The sequence below is a fragment of the Streptomyces sp. JB150 genome, from assembly GCF_011193355.1.
Classification (GTDB): Bacteria; Actinomycetota; Actinomycetes; order Streptomycetales; family Streptomycetaceae; genus Streptomyces.
This window is the reverse complement of sequence record NZ_CP049780.1, coordinates 2914533-2930759: the sequence shown is the minus strand read 5'-3', so window position 1 is coordinate 2930759 and position 16227 is coordinate 2914533. Positions and strand designations below refer to the sequence as shown.

Here is a 16227-nt window from a genome sequence, read left to right as displayed (position 1 = left end):
GCGGCCCGCCGGTAGGGTGGCCCGGTTGTCATACGTAGCCGAGCCGCTCGACCCCCACGACGGAGACCGTGACTACCACCGCCGCTTCCTCCTCGCACCACCTCTCGCCCGCCTTCCCCGGCCGCGCCCCCTGGGGCACCGCCAGCAAGCTGCGTGCCTGGCAGCAGGGGGCGATGGAGAAGTACATCCAGGAGCAGCCGCGAGACTTCCTGGCGGTCGCCACCCCCGGCGCCGGTAAGACGACCTTCGCGCTGACGCTCGCGTCCTGGCTGCTGCACCACCACGTCGTGCAGCAGGTGACCGTGGTCGCGCCCACCGAGCACCTGAAGAAGCAGTGGGCCGAGGCCGCCGCGCGGGTAGGGATCAAGCTCGACCCCGAGTACAGCGCCGGGCCGCTCGGCAAGGAGTACGACGGCGTCGCCGTGACGTACGCCGGTGTCGGCGTACGGCCCATGCTGCACCGCAACCGCGTCGAGCAGCGCAAGACCCTCGTCATCCTCGACGAGATCCACCACGCCGGTGACTCCAAGTCCTGGGGCGAGGCCTGCCTGGAGGCGTTCGAGCCGGCGACCCGGCGCCTCGCCCTGACCGGTACGCCGTTCCGCTCGGACACCAATCCGATCCCCTTCGTGACGTACGAGGAGGGCCCGGACGGCATCCGGCGCTCGGCCGCCGACTACACCTACGGCTACGGTTCCGCGCTCGCCGACGGCGTCGTCCGCCCCGTGATCTTCCTCAGTTACAGCGGCAACATGCGCTGGCGGACCAAGGCCGGCGACGAGATCCAGGCCCGGCTCGGCGAGCCGATGACCAAGGACGCCATCAGCCAGGCCTGGCGTACGGCGCTCGACCCGCGCGGCGACTGGATGCCGGCCGTGCTGCGCGCCGCCGACCAGCGGCTGACCGAGGTCAGGAAGGCGATCCCGGACGCGGGCGCCCTCGTCATCGCCTCCGACCAGGACTCCGCGCGCGCCTACGCCAAGCTGATCCGCGAGATCACCGGCCACAAGGCGACCCTCGTCCTGTCCGACGACGCGGGCGCGTCGAACCGGATCGACGAGTTCAGCAACAACACCGACCGGTGGATGGTCGCCGTCCGCATGGTGTCCGAGGGCGTCGACGTGCCGCGCCTCGCGGTCGGCGTGTACGCCACGACGATCTCCACGCCGCTGTTCTTCGCGCAGGCCGTCGGGCGCTTCGTGCGGTCGCGGCGCCGGGGCGAGACCGCGTCCGTGTTCCTGCCGACCGTGCCGGACCTGCTCGGCTTCGCCAACGAGATGGAGCGCGAGCGCGACCACGTCCTCGACAAGCCGAAGAAGGACGGCGAGGAGGACCCGTACGCCGAGGAGGACAAGCTCCTCAAGGAGGCGGAGAAGCAGCAGGACGAGGACACCGGCGAGCAGGACATGCTGCCGTTCGAGGCGCTGGAGTCCGACGCCGTCTTCGACCGGGTCATGTACAACGGCGCCGAGTTCGGCATGCAGGCGCACCCGGGCAGCGAGGAGGAGCAGGACTACCTCGGCATCCCCGGACTCCTCGAACCCGAGCAGGTGCAGCTGCTGCTGCAGAAGCGGCAGGCGCGGCAGATCGCGCACAGCAAGAAGAAGCCGGACAGCGAGGCGGACCTGCTGGAACTGCCCGCCGAGCGGCGGCCCGTCGTCTCGCACAAGGAGATGATGGAGCTGCGGCGCAAGCTGAACACGATGGTCGGCGCGTACGTCCACCAGAGCGGCAAGCCGCACGGGGTCATCCACACCGAGCTGCGCCGGGTGTGCGGCGGGCCGCCGGCCGCGGAGGCCACGGCGGGGCAGCTGCGGCAGCGGATTGCCAAGGTGCAGGAGTGGGCCACCCGGATGCGGTAGGCCCACCGGGGCTTCGCCGCTCCCGCAAGTCTTCCGCGCCACCTGTGGGTCTTCCGCGCCTGCCGCGAGCCTTCGCCGCCTCCCGCGGGTTTCCGCGCCTATCGCGGTCTTCCCCGCCTCCCGCAGGTCTTCCACGCCCACCGCGGTCGTCCCCGCCCCTGCGGTCGTCCCCCCGCGGGCCTTCGACGGCCCCCACGGTCTGCCCGCCCCCGCGCCCTTCGGCGTCCGGGGCGGGCGGGGCAAGCAGCGGGGGAGGAACGGGGGAGGAGCGGCAGCGCGCAGGCGGCGGGGCGTGCGGTGGGGAGCCGCGCGCCGTACGTATCGGCATATGTCGCGGCACGTCGTATCGACTCATGCCCGGATTCTGGACGGAGCCTTCCGCTGAGCGGACCGGCTCGCTACTGTCCCGCTACGCACACGCCCCGTGGCAGCGCCGCCGCGGAGCGCAGCCGTGTAGCGACGCGGCCCGGAACAAGGCCGGGCCGCCAGCCGATCGGCAGCCTCTACCAGCGCGTCGCTGACGGGACTCGGCGACGCATCCGCCGCGAGGGAGGGCTGCCGACCTCACCACTAAGGAGTGGGCGTCGTGACCGCGGAGACCTCTCAGACGCTCGACCGAGGACTGCGCGTCCTCAAGCTGCTGGCCGACACGGACCACGGGCTGACCGTCACCGAGCTATCCACCAGACTGGGCGTGAACCGGACCGTGGTGTACCGGTTGCTGGCCACGCTGGAGCAGCACGCACTCGTCCGCCGTGACCTGGGCGGACGGGCCCGGGTGGGGCTGGGCGTGCTGGGGCTGGGCCGCCAGGTGCATCCGCTGGTACGGGAGGCGGCGCTGCCGGCGCTGCGGTCGCTGGCCGAGGACATCGGGGCGACGGCGCACCTGACGCTGGTGGACGGGGCGGAGGCGCTGGCCGTCGCCGTCGTCGAGCCGACCTGGACGGACTACCACGTGGCCTACCGGGCGGGCTTCCGGCATCCGCTGGACCGGGGCGCCGCGGGCAAGGCGATCCTCGCCGCGCGGGCCAAGCCGACGGGCGACCCGGGCTACACGCTGACCCACGGCGAGCTGGAGGCAGGGGCGAGCGGCGCCGCCGCCCCGCTGCTCGGCGTCACCGGGGTCGAGGGCAGCGTGGGTGTCGTGATGCTCGCCGACGCGGTGCCGGAGCGGGTGGGGGCCCGCGTGGTCGAGGCGGCGAGGGAGGTCGCGGAGGCCCTGCGCTAGGCGAGCCCCCTGGTACGGCGCCCGGTGCGGGGCTGGGCGGGGGCGGTTGCGCAGCATGGCGTTAGATTGACTCCGTGCTCTCTCGTCTCACGCGTTCCCAGGCCCTCGCCGTCTGTTCGGTGCCCGTCGTGGCGCTGGTCGCGACCGCTGTGTTCGCGCCGTTGCCGTTCGCGGTGGCGCAGCCGGGGTCGACGGCGGATGTGCTGGGGAAGAACAGGGGTATCCCGGTGATCACCATCTCGGGGGCGCCGGTGCGGGACACGCGGGGCGAGCTGCGGATGACGACGATCGTGGCGACCGGCCCGGAGGTGCGGGTGTCGCTCGCGGACCTGCTCGACGGCTGGTTCCGCTCCGACCGGGCCGTGATGCCGCTGGACGCCGTCTACCCGAGCGGCAACAACGTGAAGGAGATCGCCGAGTTCAACACGAAGCAGATGCGGCAGTCGCAGGACGCGGCGACCGCGGCCGCGCTGAACTACCTCGGCCGCTCCGACGACGACATCGACGTCGACCTGGAGCTGGCGGACGTCGGCGGCCCCAGCGCGGGGCTGCTGTTCTCGCTCGGCATCGTCGACAAGCTGGACGGCGACGGCCGCGGCGGCGACCTCACCGGCGGCCGTACGATCGCCGGCACCGGCACGATCACCGCCGACGGGGAAGTCGGCGCCGTGGGCGGCGTGGCCCTGAAGACGCAGGCCGCCCGGCGGGACGGCGCGACCGTCTTCCTGGTGCCGAGGGACGAGTGCGCGGACGCGAAGGCGGAGGCGCCGAAGGGGCTGCGGCTGATCCCGGTGACCACCCTCGAGGGCGCCGTGCGGTCGCTGGCCGCGCTGGACTCCGGCAAGGCCGTGCCCTCCTGCTGAGCCGGGCCGCCGCCCCGGTCAGCCCTGCTTCACGAACCCTTCCGCGACCAGCCAGTCCAGCGCGACCTGGTGCGGGTCCTCGCCGTCCACGTCGACCTTGGCGTTCAGGTCCCGCGCCACGTCGTTGTTCAGCTTCCTGGTGATCGGGTCGAGGATGCCGGTGATCGCCGGCCACTCCTTGAGCGTCCTGGTGTTGATCACCGGCGCCGCGTTGTAGTTCGGGAAGAACTTCCTGTCGTCCTCCATCACCACCAGCTTCATGGACTTCACCCGCCCGTCGGTGGTGAAGACCTCGCCGTACGTGCAACTGCCCTTCGCCGCCTGGGTGTAGATGATGCCGGTGTCCATCTGGGTGATCCGGCCCGCCGGGACGTCCATCCCGTACTCCTCCTGCATCCCCGGCAGCCCGTCCGCCCGGTTGGCGAACTCGCCCTCCACGCACAGCGTCACCGCGCCGGGGTCCTTCTTCGCGAGCGCGGCGACGTCGGAGAGCGTCTTCGTGCCGTACTTCTCGGAGTTGGCCCGGTTCATGGCCAGGGCGTAGGTGTTGTTCAGGGCGGACGGCGCCAGCCAGGTCAGGCCGTTCTTCCGGTCGGCGTCGCGCACGGCCCGCCACTGCTCGTGCGGGTCGGGGAGGGGGTCCGGGTTGCCGAGGTACGTGATCCAGGCGGTGCCGGTGTACTCGTACACGGCGTCCGCGTCGCCCTTGCGGACGGCCTCGCGGGAGCCGATGGAGCCCTGGATGCCGGTGCGGTCGAGGACCTCGGCGCCGGCCGCCTCGAAGGCGATGCCCAGGATCGCGCCGAGGATGAGCTGCTCGGTGAACGACTTGGACGTCACGGTGAGATCGGCGCCCCTGAGCGGCTCGCCCCGCCCGATCGACCCCGGCCGCACGTCGTCGGCCATGGGGGACCCGCTGGTCAGCCCGCACCCGGAGGCCGCGGTCAGCAGCCCGCCCGCCAGCAGCAGGCACATCCGCCGTCTCATGTCCCCGCCTCCAGTCCCCGCGGGCGCAGCAGCAGTTCCGCCAGCGAGGCCAGCCAGTCCACCAGCAGGGCCAGGGCGATCGTGAGGATCGAGCCGAGCACCAGCACCGGCATCCGCTGGTTGGTGATGCCCGTGGTGATCAGCACGCCGAGGCCGCCGCCTCCGCCGAAGGTCGCCAGGGTGGCCGTGCCCACGTTCAGCACCAGCGCCGTGCGCACGCCCGCCAGGATCAGCGGCACCGCCAGCGGCAGTTCCACCTTCGTGAGCACCCCGAGCGGGGACATGCCGATGCCGCGGGCCGCCTCCAGCAGGGTCGGGTCGTTCGCCTTGAGGCCCGCGATGGTGTTCGACAGCACCGGCAGCACTGCGTAGACGATGATGCCGATCAGGGCGGCCCGGCGGCCGATGCCGAGCCAGATCACCAGCAGGGCGAGCAGGCCGATCGCGGGGGTGGCCTGGCCGGTGTTGGCCAGGGCCATCGCCACCGGGGTCGCCCTGCGGATCGCCCCGCGGGTCAGCAGGATGCCCAGCGGGATCGCGATGATCAGCACGAAGAAGGTGGAGATCACCGTCAGCTGGACGTGCTGCCACAGCGCCTGGGAGACCTGACCGCCGGACAGCGCGTTCTCGGAGATGGTGTCCAGGTCGGCCTGGTCGAACCACAGCCTGGTCGCCAGCAGCAGCGCCACCAGGAAGGCGGGCAGGAAGGTGAGCTTGCGCCAGCCGATGCGGCGTGGCTGCGGGCTTCGCACGTGCGGGACGGGCTCCGCCTCGGCCTCGCCGTCGTCCCGGAACGGCAGCCCTCTGACCTCGTGCTCGCCCTCGGGGCGGCGCCCGCGGTCCGGTGCGCTCGTCATGCCGTCGCCTCCCCTGTGCGGCCCTCCCGCTCGGCGTGCGCCAGCTGCTCGCGCGCCTCCTCCAGCTCGTGCCGGTGCTCCATCGCGTCCAGCCGGTCGGCCTCCAGCAGCTCGTGCATGGAGTTCATCAGCGTCTCCACGTCGACGACCCCCGTGTACTCGCCGCGCCGCCCGGTCACCGCGACCCGCCCGGCGTTGTCGGTGAGCACCGCCTCCAGGGCGTCGCGCAGGGTGGCGTCGCGGGTCACCGTGTCGTGCACCAGGGTGCCCGCGCGGGCCAGCGACCCCTTGGCGCGCATCAGGTCGCCGCGCCGCAGCCACTTGTAGGGCCGGCCCCGCCTGTCCAGCAGCAGGATCTCGTTGGTGCCGCTGCGGCGGAGCTTGTCGAAGATGTCCTGCGGGGCGTCGTCGACGGTCACCGTCGGATAGTCGGTGATCTCCACCTCGCCGACCCGGGTCAGGTTGAGCCGCTTCAGCGCGGCGCCCGCGCCGACGAAGCCGGAGACGAAGTCGTCCGCCGGGTTGGTGAGGATCGCCTCCGGGGTGTCGAACTGGGCGATGTGCGAGCGCTCGCGCAGCACCGCGATCCGGTCGCCGAGCTTGATCGCCTCGTCGAAGTCGTGGGTGACGAACACGATGGTCTTGTGCAGCTCGTGCTGGAGCCGGATCAGCTCGTCCTGGAGGTGGTCGCGGGTGATCGGGTCGACCGCGCCGAACGGCTCGTCCATCAGCAGCACCGGCGGGTCGGCGGCCAGCGCGCGGGCCACGCCGACCCGCTGCTGCTGGCCGCCGGAGAGCTGGCGCGGATAGCGCCCGCGGAACTCGCCGGGGTCCAGGCCCACCAGGTCCAGCAGCTCCTCGACCCGGTCGCGGATGCGGGTCTTCGGCCAGCCGATCATCTTCGGTACGAGCGCGATGTTCTGCGCGACGGTCATGTGCGGGAAGAGGCCCGCGGACTGGATGGCGTAGCCGACCTTGCGGCGCAGCTTCACCGGGTCGATGTCGGTGACGTCCTCGCCGTCGATGCGGATGCGGCCGCTGGTCGGCTCGATCAGCCGGTTGATCATCTTCAGGGTGGTCGACTTGCCGCAGCCGGACGGCCCCACGAAGATCACCGTCTCGCCCGCGCCGATCTCCATGCTGACGTTGTCCACCGCGGGCGCCGGGTTGCCGGGGTAGCGCTTGGTCAGGTTCTCCAGCTCGATGGTCGCGCCGCCGGTCGGGGTGTTCTCAGGCACGGATCCCCCTCGGGATGGTCAGCCGTCCGATCAGGACGTACGCGGCGTCGAAGAGCAGGGCGAGGACGATGATCCCGAGGGTGCCCGCGAGGACCTGGTTCAGCGCGTTCCTGCTGCCCAGGGAGGCGATCCCGCGGAAGATCTCGTTGCCGAGGCCGGGTCCGGAGGCGTACGCGGCGATGGCGGCGATGCCCATCAGCATCTGCGTGGAGACCCGGATGCCGGTGAGGATCGGCGGCCAGGCCAGCGGCAGCTCCACCCGCACCAGCCGGGACAGCCGCGACATGCCGATCCCGGTGGCGGCGTCCACCAGCGCGGGGTCGACGCCGCGCAGGCCGACGATCGCGTTCCGCACGACCGGCAGCAGCCCGTACAGGGTCAGCGCGATCACGGTCGGCGGCACACCCAGGCCGACGACCGGGACGAGCAGGCCGATCATGGCGAGCGACGGGATGGTGAGGAGGGTGGAGGTCGCCGTGGTGGCCAGGTTGCCGGCCCAGTCGCTGCGGTAGGTGGCCACCGCGATCAGCACCCCGAGGAGGGTGGCCACGACCATGCACTGGAAGACCGCGCTCGCGTGCTGCCCGGCGTCGGCGAGCAGCTGCTGGTGGCGACTGCCCAGGTACTCCCAGAAGTTCACATCGCTCACCCCACGGCTAGGACGTCCCTTCCCGGGCCCGGCCCGACGACTCGGTCGGCAGCGCCGCCTGCTCCACCAGCGGGATGATCCGCAGCGGAACGGGGTTCTCCATCACGATCGCGGTCGAGGCCCGGACAATGCCATCAAAACCGACGACCCGGTCGATCACCCGCTGGAGATCGGCGTTGGAGCGGGCCACCAGACGGCACAGCATGTCGCCCGTCCCGGTGGTGGTGTGCAGTTCCAGCACCTCCGGCACGGTCGCCAAGTGGGCCCGTACGTCGGCTCCTTGCCCCTGCCGGATCTGGAGGGTGGCGAACGCCGTCACCGGGTAGCCGAGGGCCGCCGGGTCCACCTGCGGGCCGAAGCCACGGATGACTCCGTTCGACTGAAGCCGGTCCAGGCGCGCCTGCACGGTGCCGCGCGCCACGCCCAGCCGCCGGGACATCTCCAGCACCCCGATCCGCGGCTCGCGCGCCAGCAGCACGATGATCCGCCCGTCCAGATGATCGATCGCCATGCCGAGCCCTCCCGGCCCGCCCACGAGGGTGGGCATCCTGTACAGAAAGTCCGCCGATACGGCCGTACGACTGAGCAGACTGCCCAGTGAACACGCAAACTATTGCGCACCTTGCAGAGCGGGGCCAGGCTTCGGCCATGACGCAGACCACACACCACACTCCCGACACCGCCCGGCAGGCCGACCCCTTCCCGGTCAAGGGAATGGACGCGGTCGTCTTCGCCGTGGGCAACGCCAAGCAGGCGGCGCACTACTACTCCACCGCCTTCGGCATGAAGCTGGTCGCCTACTCCGGACCGGAGAACGGCAGCCGCGAGACCGCGAGCTACGTGCTGGAGAACGGCTCCGCCCGGTTCGTCTTCACCTCGGTCATCAAGCCCGCCACGCCCTGGGGCCACTTCCTCGCCGAGCACGTGGCCGAGCACGGCGACGGCGTCATCGACCTCGCCATCGAGGTGCCGGACGCCCGCGCCGCCTACGCGCACGCCATCGAGCAGGGCGCCCGCAGCGTCGCCGAGCCGTACGAGCTGAAGGACGAGCACGGCACCGTCGTCCTCGCCGCCATCGCCACCTACGGCGAGACCCGCCACACCCTGGTCGAGCGCACCGGCTACGACGGCCCCTACCTGCCCGGCTACGCCGCGGCAGCCCCGATCGTCGCCCCGCCGGAGCGCCGCACCTTCCAGGCCATCGACCACTGCGTCGGCAACGTCGAACTCGGCCGGATGAACGAGTGGGTGACCTTCTACAACAAGGTCATGGGCTTCACCAACATGAAGGAGTTCGTCGGCGACGACATCGCCACCGAGTACTCGGCGCTGATGTCGAAGGTCGTCGCGGACGGCACCCGCAAGGTGAAGTTCCCGATCAACGAGCCCGCGATCGCGAAGAAGAAGTCGCAGATCGACGAGTACCTGGAGTTCTACAACGGCCCCGGCGTCCAGCACATCGCGCTCGCCACCAACGACATCGTCGCCACCGTCCGCCACATGCGCGAGCACGGCGTGCAGTTCCTGGACACCCCGGACTCCTACTACGACACCCTCGGCGAGTGGGTCGGCGAGACCCGCGTGCCCATCGACACCCTGCGCGAACTGAAGATCCTCGCCGACCGCGACGAGGACGGCTACCTGCTGCAGATCTTCACCAAGCCGGTCCAGGACCGCCCGACCGTCTTCTTCGAACTCATCGAGCGCCACGGCTCGATGGGCTTCGGCAAGGGCAACTTCAAGGCCCTGTTCGAGGCGATCGAACGCGAGCAGGCCAAGCGCGGCAACCTGTAGCCGCCGGCAGCCGTTGCCGGGCAGCCGTTGCCGCCGGGGCTACTCCGGCGCCCGCACTCCCCGCGGCAGCGGCTCGACGGGCGGCTCGCCCAGCTCCCGCAGCGCCGTCCGCGCGCGCGGCGCGTGCAGCGGCGAGAACCAGGGGTTCAGGCGCAGCGCCTCCTGGAGATGACGCCGGGCGGCGCCCTCATGGCCGAGGGCCCGCTCGATCATCCCCCGGTGGTACGCGTACAGGGCGCTGCGCACCCCGATCCCCTTCTGCCGGTCGGTCACCCGCACCGCGAACTTCCGGGCCTCCTTGTGCTCGCCCGCCCGGTGCAGCGCCCACCCCAGGGCGTCGGCGACCGCGACCGACGGCTGCCGCCGCCACTCCGCGCGCAGCCGCCGCACCGCGGCTCTCGCGTCCCCGTGGTCCGCCTCGAAGACGCCCAGCACCAGCTCCTCGTCCGCGCCGCCCGCGGCCGCCGCCCGCACCCGCTCCCGCAGCAGGTCGTAGTGGATGCGCGCCGCCTGGTCGAGCCCCAGCGACTCGTACAGCTCGCCCAGCTCCAGCGCGTGCTCCGGCGCCGGCCGCTTGGCCAGCGCCGCCCGGTACGCGGTCAGCGCCTCCGAGGTCCGGCCCAGCGCCGCCAGCGCCTTGCCCTGCCCGGCCTGCGCGACCCGCTGATCGGGGTCGGTGCGCAGCGCCTCCTGGAAGTGGCGCAGCGCCGCCTCCCGCTCCCCGCGCTCCCACGCCATCTGCCCGGCCCGCTCCAGCCACGCCGCCCGCTCGGCGGCCGAACCGGCGGCCGCCGCCGCGTCCGACAGCTGGGCCGCCGCGTCCTCGCGCCAGCCCAGATCCCAGTACAGGGTGGCCGCGCGGGCCTTCACGGCCGGACCCGAGCGCAGCTCCCGCAGCCGGTCCAGGGTCCGCTGGGCCGCCTTGAGATCACCGAGTCCGGTGTACGCCTCGATCAGCAGCGGATACGTCGTCCACCGCTCGCTGTCCGCCTTCAGCGCGGCCTCGCCCCACTTGCGGGCCGCCCGGAAGTCCCGCCGGGCGTTCGCCAGCGCCGCCAGACCGTCCAGGGCCGCCGCGTTGCCGCGGGCCCGCACCCGCAGCGAGGTGTGCAGCGCCCGCTCCGCCTTCGGGTAGTTCCCCGGATCGGCGGCGCGCCGCCCCTGCTCCACGTACGCCGTCCCGAGCACCGCCCAGGCCGCGGCGTCCCGCGGATGCCTGCGCAGGTGCGACTCCCGCTCCCCGATCAGCGCCGCCAGCTCCGGCGGCGCGGCAGGAATCCCCTTGGTGACCGCGGCCCGCGCCGCGGCGGCTCCCGCGGCGGGCGGCGGGGCGGCCGGCCGGCCGGACGGCTGCAGCGTCAGCACCCCGCCGACCACCAGGCCCCCGGCGAGCACGCCGGCCGACACCCCCGTCGCGATCCGGATCCGCCGGCGCCGCCGCCCGCCGGACACGTCCTCCCCGGCCTGCTCCCGCGCCGTCACACCGTCCTGGCTCTCCGCGCCGCTCTGGCTCTCCGCGCCGTCCTGGGTCTTCATGCCGCTCACTGTGCGTCAATACGACGAGCACATCCGGTCAGCCGAAGGGTGCCGCGACGGGGTTCACACCGATGGCCCCCGGTGCGACGCTGTGATCATGAGCCCTAGCCCTCTCGTCGACCGGCTGCTCGCTCGACTGCCGGCCGAGGCCGTCCACACCGACTCCGACATCACCGCCTCCTACGCCCACGACATGGCGAGCTTCTGCCCGGCCGGCACCCCCGCCGTGGTGGTGCTGCCGCGCACCGTCGAAGAGGTCCAGCACGTCATGCGCACCGCGACCGAGCTGCGCGTCCCGGTCGTCCCGCAGGGCGCCCGCACCGGCCTGTCCGGCGGGGCCAACGCCACCGACGGCTGCATCGTGCTGTCCCTGACCAAGATGGACCGGATCATCGAGATCGACCCGGTCGACCGGGTCGCCGTCGTCGAACCCGGCGTCGTCAACGCCACCCTCTCCCGCGCGGTCGGCGAACACGGGCTGTCCTACCCGCCCGACCCCTCCAGCTGGGAGATGTGCACGATCGGCGGCAACATCGGCACCGCCGCCGGCGGACTGTGCTGTGTGAAGTACGGGGTGACGGCCGAGTACGTGCTCGGCCTGGACGTCGTCCTCGCCGACGGGCGGCTCATGTCCACCGGCCGCCGCACCGCCAAGGGCGTCGCCGGATACGACCTGACCCGGCTGTTCGTCGGCTCCGAGGGCTCGCTCGGCATCGTCGTGCGCGCGACCGTCGCCCTCAAGCCCGAGCCCCCGCGGCAGCTCGTGCTCGCCGCCGAGTTCGCCTCGGCGGCGGCCGCCTGCGACGCCGTGTGCCGGATCATGGCCGCCGGGCACGTCCCGTCACTCCTCGAACTCATGGACCGTACGACGGTCAAGGCCGTCAACGACCTGGCGCACATGGGACTGCCGGAGACCACCGAGGCGCTGCTCCTCGTCGCCTTCGACACCCCCGACCCGGCCGCCGACCTCGCCGCCGTCGGCCGGCTGTGCGAGGCCGCCGGCGCCACCCAGGTGGTGCCCGCCGACGACACCGCCGAGTCGGACCTGCTGCTCCAGGCGCGCCGGATGTCACTCCCCGCGCTGGAGGCCGTCAAGGGCACCACGATGATCGACGACGTGTGCGTGCCCCGCACCCGGCTCGGCGACCTGCTGGCCGGGGTCGAGCGCATCGCCGAGAAGTACGGGCTGACCATCGGGGTCTGCGCGCACGCGGGCGACGGCAACACCCACCCGACCGTGTGCTTCGACGCCCGCGACCCGGACGAGTCCCGGCGCGCCCGCGAGTCCTTCGACGAGATCATGGCCCTCGGCCTCGCCCTCGGCGGCACCATCACCGGCGAACACGGCGTCGGCGTGCTGAAGAAGGAGTGGCTGGCCCGGGAACTCGGGCCCGTGGGGCTGGAGATGCAGCGGGCCGTCAAGCAGGTGTTCGACCCGCTGGGCATCCTCAACCCGGGCAAGCTCTTCTGACCCTCCCGCGCTCACTGGGCGAGCAACCGGTCGAGACCGTCGTCGAGGCCCAGCTGCTCGCCCTCCGTGCCCGGCGGCACCACCCGCAGCGTCCGCTCCAGCCACGCCGACACCGGTGCCGCCGGAGCCTCCAGCAGCGCCTCCCCGGCCGGGGAACTCAGCGCCATCAGCACCACACAGCGCCCCTCCGCCTTCGTCGGCCACACCCGCACGTCACCGTCCCCGCACGGCCGGAACACCCCCTCGACCAGCAGCTCCCGGGCGAACGTCCAGTCGACCGGGCACAGTGAGTCGATGTGGAAGGCGATGTGCACGGCGTACGGGTCGTCGGTGCGGTAGCTCAGCCGGGCGGGCACGGCGACGGCGCGCTCGGGGGACAGGACGAGACGCAGCTCCAGTTCGCGCTCCACGACGGTGTACATGACGGTCTTCCTCTCTGTCGTACGGGTCCGGCAGTGGGCCCGTACGAGGGGAGAGCGGGCCGGCACTCGGTCATTACGCGGGTTCACGGAACTTTTTTCCCGCGCGGCGGGCCCGCCGGATGCGCCGCCGGCGCCGGGTAGCACAACCGTGCTCGAAAGGAGTGGGTACGGCGGGACTGACGCTCAGGGTTGCGCCCGTCTGATAGATGTGGAGGCCCCCATTACACCCCCGAGCAGATACGGGACGACGGACATGAGCGCCCCAACCCCGGCCCCAGGTGACGACCGGCCCCGCGAAGGGTATTACCCGGACCCCTCCATCCCCGGATACGTCCGGTACTGGAACGGTGCCGCGTGGGTACCGGGCACCAGCCGTCCGGCCCCGGCCGACGGCGAACCGCTCGCCCCGCCGCCCGGGGTCGGCCCGGCGCAGCCCTCCCCGGCCTCCCGGGCCTCGACGGCCTCGGTCGAGGAGACCGGTCCGCACTTCTTCGACGAGGACCCGGTCGACGACCCCGCGTCCTCCTGGGGCGCCGACCGCTCCCACCAGTCCGGCTTCGGCGGCGACCAGGACCGCCGCGTCGCCTGGGGCGCTCCCGGGAGCACCGATCCGCGGGCGTCCGCCGGGGCCTCGTCCGACGCCGACACGCCGTCACCCGGCAACACGTTCGTGTTCCGCCGCCCGACGCAGGGGGGCGGGGGAGCGGAGGGCGGCCCGGCGGCCGCCGGTTCGACGCCGGGCGCGGCCGGCGCCGCCGGTTTCGGGGCGGGCCAGGGTGCCGCGGCCGGCGCCGCCGGCTCCGGTGCGGGCTTCGGCCCGGTCATGGGGCCCGGAGCAGCGGGCCGGGGCGGGGAGGAGGGCACCATGACCTTCCGCGCGGCCGGCCCGCGCGCGACCGCCTCCGGTCCGACGCCGAACCCCGCGACCCCGGGCGCCCCCGGCCCAACCGGCACCTCGGCAGCCCCCGGCGGGCCGGGTGCTCCGGGCGGGCACGGCGTCGCGGGCGGGTCCGGTACGGCAGGCGTGCAGGGCGCGCAGGCCCTCACGGGCGGGCCCGGCGGACCGGGCACTCCGGGTACCCCGGGCACTGCGGGCACCCCGAACGCGACCGGCACGCCCGGTGCCTCCGGTGCGCACGGCGTCACCGGCTCACCCGGCACCCCGGGCGCCCCCGGCGCACCGGGCACCCCCGCCTCACCGGCCACCCCCGGCCCCGCCGGCCCCGGCTTCGCCGCCGGCAAGGCGGCGGCTGCCCGTGCCGCCGCCGCGCAGGCGGCCCAGGCGGCATCCGCGCCCGCCGCCTCGACCCCCGCCGCCCCCGCCGGCCCCCAGCAGCAACCGGCGGCAGCCCTCCAGCAGCCGCCCGCCGCGGGCACCCCGCAGCCCGCCGCAGGCGCCCAGGCCGCCGTCGGCTTCCCGCAGGCCGCGGCGCAGGTGCCGCAGCAGGCTGCCGGCGCCACGCCGGTGACGGCCGGGCCCGGTGGCGGACAGGCCTCCTGGGCGCAGCAGGTGCACCAGCTCGCCGGGGGCGGCGCCGACGACCAGCCGGTCGCGCCGTGGAAGCCCCCGGTCGAGGACCTGTTCCAGGCGGCCGCGCGGCGGCAGGCGTCGGCCCGCCCCGCGGGGCTCGGCAAGCGGCTGGTCGCGCGGCTCATCGACACCGTGGTCGTCGCGGGCGTCACGGCCGTCGCCGCGGTGCCGCTCGGCGCCAGGGCGCTGGACCACATCCAGGAGAAGGTCGACCAGGCGAAGCTCTCCGGCCAGACGGTCACGGTGTGGCTGCTGGACGGCACCACGTCGATGTACCTGGGCATCATCCTGGGCGTCCTGATGGTCGCCGGCATCCTCTACGAGGCCCTGCCGGTCGCCAAGTGGGGCCGTACGCTCGGCAAGCGGCTGATGGGCCTGGAGGTGCGGGACATCGAGGCGCACGAGCCGCCGGCGTTCGGCGCGGCCCTGTGCCGCTGGCTGGTGTACAGCGTGCCCGGCATGCTCGGCGTGGGACTCGTCGGCGTGCTGTGGTGCCTGTTCGACAAGCCGTGGCGCCAGTGCTGGCACGACAAGGCGGCGCGGACGTTCGTGGCGGGCTGAGAGCCGGTCACCTCACGGGGCGCGCCCGTCCGGACGTACTCCGGACGGCGGCCCGCCGGATGCGCCGCCGGTGCCTTCGCGGTCCACTCGGGCCATGACCACCGAACCGCCGCCCCCCGGCCCCGACGACCGGCCACCGCGGGACGACCCGTTCAGGAAGCAGCCACCGCCCGGCGAGGGGGCGGGCCCGCCCCACGGCACCCCGCCCGGCGGCGGCTCGCCGTACGACACCCCGCCGGGCGGCGGCTCCGCGCCCGGCGGCGGCCCGCCGCCACCGCCGTACGGAGGCGGCCCGTACGACGGCGGCCCCTACGGGGGCGGCTACGGCGGTGGTCCGTACGGCGGCGGCTACGGCGGCGGCCCGGCGGACCCGCTCGCCGGGATGCCTCCGCTCGCCGACAGCGGCAAGCGCACCCTCGCCCGGGTGATCGACATGATCCTGGTGGGCGCGGTCGTCGTCCTGCTGAGCTGGCTGTTCGACGTCGGCGAGTACGACGTGGCCGGTGAGGACATCGACACGGCCAGGTCCTTCGGGCAGTCCACGATCGCGGCGGTGCTCTACATCGCGTACGACACCGTCATGACCGCGAGGACGGGGCAGACGCTCGGCAAGAAATGGCTGAACATGCGCGTGGCCCAGCTGGACAACGGAGCCACGCCCTCCGTGCAGTCCGCGCTGCTGCGCGCGGCGGTCCTCTGGCTGCCGTTCGCCTTCTGCTGCGCCTGCGTGTGGACGGCGATCACCGGCGGCGTGAGCTTCCTCGACAAGCCCTACAAGCAGGGCCTGCACGACAAGGCGGCCAAGACGGTGGTGGTCAGCACCGACTGACCGCCCGGCCGAGGTGATACGGCGTCAGTTGTCGGTGACGGACGCGGCCGCCACCGGTTCCTGGGCGGCCGTCCGCGGCGCGGGGGAGCCCGGCGCGGTCCGCGAAGCGGTGGCCCCGCGCACCGGGACCGCCAGCGCGACCAGCAGCCCGAGGGCCAGCGCCGCGACGGCGATGAGGGCGATGCCCGCTGCCGAACTCGCCCCGGACAACAGCAGCATGGCGAGCGTGGAGAGGATCACGGTGCAGGAGCCGTAGGCGAGCTGTGCGGCGGTCGGACGAGGCATGGCAATCGGTGTCCTCGGGATCGGGGGTCTCCCCCTGTGCCTCTCGCCGTGGGGGAGGTGCGGACAGGCATATGTGTTCGGCAGTGTTCGTCAATCTATTCGCCTGCATGCCCG

Annotated in this window: 15 protein-coding genes; 7 read left to right on the top strand and 8 right to left on the bottom strand. The window is 73.4% G+C overall.

Translation table 11 applies throughout. The annotated features are described in order from the left end of the window. Positions 1 to 68: 68 nt before the first annotated feature. The 3 genes from G7Z13_RS13785 to G7Z13_RS13775 all read left to right on the top strand — a co-directional run bounded on the left by G7Z13_RS13785 (position 69) and on the right by G7Z13_RS13775 (position 3953). The gene (locus tag G7Z13_RS13785) at positions 69 to 1862 is read left to right on the top strand and encodes a DEAD/DEAH box helicase (protein WP_165999192.1); all 1794 of its coding nucleotides are present in this window, start codon (positions 69 to 71) and stop codon (positions 1860 to 1862) included. 586 nt (positions 1863 to 2448) lie between these two features. Next, positions 2449 to 3090 carry a helix-turn-helix domain-containing protein gene (locus tag G7Z13_RS13780; RefSeq protein ID WP_165999190.1) on the top strand — a complete coding sequence of 214 codons (642 nt, stop codon included), beginning with the start codon at positions 2449 to 2451 and terminating at the stop codon, positions 3088 to 3090. Between the two features lie 74 nt (positions 3091 to 3164). Further along, the gene (locus G7Z13_RS13775) at positions 3165 to 3953 is read left to right on the top strand and encodes a S16 family serine protease (RefSeq protein WP_165999188.1); all 789 of its coding nucleotides are present in this window, start codon (positions 3165 to 3167) and stop codon (positions 3951 to 3953) included. Positions 3954 to 3971: 18 nt separating this feature from the next. Here G7Z13_RS13775 and G7Z13_RS13770 read toward each other — a convergent pair whose 3' ends face one another. Genes G7Z13_RS13770 through G7Z13_RS13750 form a run of 5 tightly spaced genes read right to left on the bottom strand, consistent with a single transcriptional unit; the run spans position 3972 to position 8195 of the window. Next, positions 3972 to 4940 (bottom strand): glycine betaine ABC transporter substrate-binding protein, encoded by a 969-nt coding sequence (locus tag G7Z13_RS13770; RefSeq protein ID WP_165999186.1) that lies wholly within the window; start codon positions 4938 to 4940, stop codon positions 3972 to 3974. After that, entirely contained in the window at positions 4937 to 5797 is an 861-nt protein-coding gene (locus tag G7Z13_RS13765) for an ABC transporter permease (protein ID WP_165999184.1), read from the bottom strand. Before G7Z13_RS13765 ends, G7Z13_RS13770 begins: the two co-directional genes overlap by 4 nt. Continuing rightward, positions 5794 to 7035, bottom strand: a complete 1242-nt coding sequence (locus tag G7Z13_RS13760) for a betaine/proline/choline family ABC transporter ATP-binding protein (RefSeq protein WP_165999182.1) — start codon at positions 7033 to 7035, stop codon at positions 5794 to 5796. Before G7Z13_RS13760 ends, G7Z13_RS13765 begins: the two co-directional genes overlap by 4 nt. Further along, the gene (locus G7Z13_RS13755) at positions 7028 to 7675 is read right to left on the bottom strand and encodes an ABC transporter permease (protein ID WP_166004933.1); all 648 of its coding nucleotides are present in this window, start codon (positions 7673 to 7675) and stop codon (positions 7028 to 7030) included. Before G7Z13_RS13755 ends, G7Z13_RS13760 begins: the two co-directional genes overlap by 8 nt. A 16-nt stretch (positions 7676 to 7691) precedes the next feature. After that, positions 7692 to 8195 (bottom strand): Lrp/AsnC family transcriptional regulator, encoded by a 504-nt coding sequence (locus tag G7Z13_RS13750; RefSeq protein WP_165999180.1) that lies wholly within the window; start codon positions 8193 to 8195, stop codon positions 7692 to 7694. A 137-nt stretch (positions 8196 to 8332) separates the two neighbouring features. On the opposite strand from G7Z13_RS13750, the gene hppD reads away from it, so the two are divergent. Next, positions 8333 to 9478 (top strand): 4-hydroxyphenylpyruvate dioxygenase, encoded by a 1146-nt coding sequence (hppD, locus tag G7Z13_RS13745; protein ID WP_165999178.1) that lies wholly within the window; start codon positions 8333 to 8335, stop codon positions 9476 to 9478. Positions 9479 to 9517: 39 nt separating this feature from the next. Here the strand turns inward: hppD and G7Z13_RS13740 are convergent, their stop codons facing one another. Continuing rightward, positions 9518 to 11014: a tetratricopeptide repeat protein gene (locus G7Z13_RS13740; RefSeq protein ID WP_165999176.1), complete on the bottom strand. Its 1497-nt coding sequence runs from the start codon at positions 11012 to 11014 to the stop codon at positions 9518 to 9520. A 97-nt stretch (positions 11015 to 11111) separates the two neighbouring features. Here G7Z13_RS13740 and G7Z13_RS13735 point away from each other — a divergent pair, with 97 nt between their 5' ends. Continuing rightward, positions 11112 to 12485 (top strand): FAD-linked oxidase C-terminal domain-containing protein, encoded by a 1374-nt coding sequence (locus tag G7Z13_RS13735; protein ID WP_165999174.1) that lies wholly within the window; start codon positions 11112 to 11114, stop codon positions 12483 to 12485. An 11-nt stretch (positions 12486 to 12496) separates the two neighbouring features. Here G7Z13_RS13735 and G7Z13_RS13730 read toward each other — a convergent pair whose 3' ends face one another. Then, positions 12497 to 12907 carry an SsgA family sporulation/cell division regulator gene (locus G7Z13_RS13730; protein WP_165999172.1) on the bottom strand — a complete coding sequence of 137 codons (411 nt, stop codon included), beginning with the start codon at positions 12905 to 12907 and terminating at the stop codon, positions 12497 to 12499. 253 nt (positions 12908 to 13160) lie between these two features. Here G7Z13_RS13730 and G7Z13_RS13725 point away from each other — a divergent pair, with 253 nt between their 5' ends. Further along, complete coding sequence (locus G7Z13_RS13725) at positions 13161 to 14999, top strand: RDD family protein (RefSeq protein ID WP_165999170.1); 1839 nt, start codon at positions 13161 to 13163, stop codon at positions 14997 to 14999. 94 nt (positions 15000 to 15093) lie between these two features. Continuing rightward, positions 15094 to 15828, top strand: a complete 735-nt coding sequence (locus G7Z13_RS13720) for an RDD family protein (protein WP_165999168.1) — start codon at positions 15094 to 15096, stop codon at positions 15826 to 15828. Positions 15829 to 15852: 24 nt separating this feature from the next. Here the strand turns inward: G7Z13_RS13720 and G7Z13_RS13715 are convergent, their stop codons facing one another. Further along, the gene (locus G7Z13_RS13715) at positions 15853 to 16113 is read right to left on the bottom strand and encodes a hypothetical protein (protein WP_165999166.1); all 261 of its coding nucleotides are present in this window, start codon (positions 16111 to 16113) and stop codon (positions 15853 to 15855) included. Positions 16114 to 16227: the final 114 nt, after the last annotated feature.

Bases quoted from the DNA above. Each gene is read 5' to 3' on its own strand.
- G7Z13_RS13725 (WP_165999170.1), top strand. From the start codon at position 13,161: ATGAGCGCCCCAACCCCGGCCCCAGGTGACGACCGGCCCCGCGAAGGG.
- G7Z13_RS13720 (WP_165999168.1), top strand. From the start codon at position 15,094: ATGACCACCGAACCGCCGCCCCCCGGCCCCGACGACCGGCCACCGCGG.
- G7Z13_RS13750 (WP_165999180.1), bottom strand. From the start codon at position 8,195: ATGGCGATCGATCATCTGGACGGGCGGATCATCGTGCTGCTGGCGCGC.
- G7Z13_RS13765 (WP_165999184.1), bottom strand. From the start codon at position 5,797: ATGACGAGCGCACCGGACCGCGGGCGCCGCCCCGAGGGCGAGCACGAG.
- hppD (WP_165999178.1), top strand. From the start codon at position 8,333: ATGACGCAGACCACACACCACACTCCCGACACCGCCCGGCAGGCCGAC.
- G7Z13_RS13730 (WP_165999172.1), bottom strand. From the start codon at position 12,907: ATGTACACCGTCGTGGAGCGCGAACTGGAGCTGCGTCTCGTCCTGTCC.
- G7Z13_RS13735 (WP_165999174.1), top strand. From the start codon at position 11,112: ATGAGCCCTAGCCCTCTCGTCGACCGGCTGCTCGCTCGACTGCCGGCC.
- G7Z13_RS13770 (WP_165999186.1), bottom strand. From the start codon at position 4,940: ATGAGACGGCGGATGTGCCTGCTGCTGGCGGGCGGGCTGCTGACCGCG.
- G7Z13_RS13715 (WP_165999166.1), bottom strand. From the start codon at position 16,113: ATGCCTCGTCCGACCGCCGCACAGCTCGCCTACGGCTCCTGCACCGTG.
- G7Z13_RS13740 (WP_165999176.1), bottom strand. From the start codon at position 11,014: ATGAAGACCCAGGACGGCGCGGAGAGCCAGAGCGGCGCGGAGAGCCAG.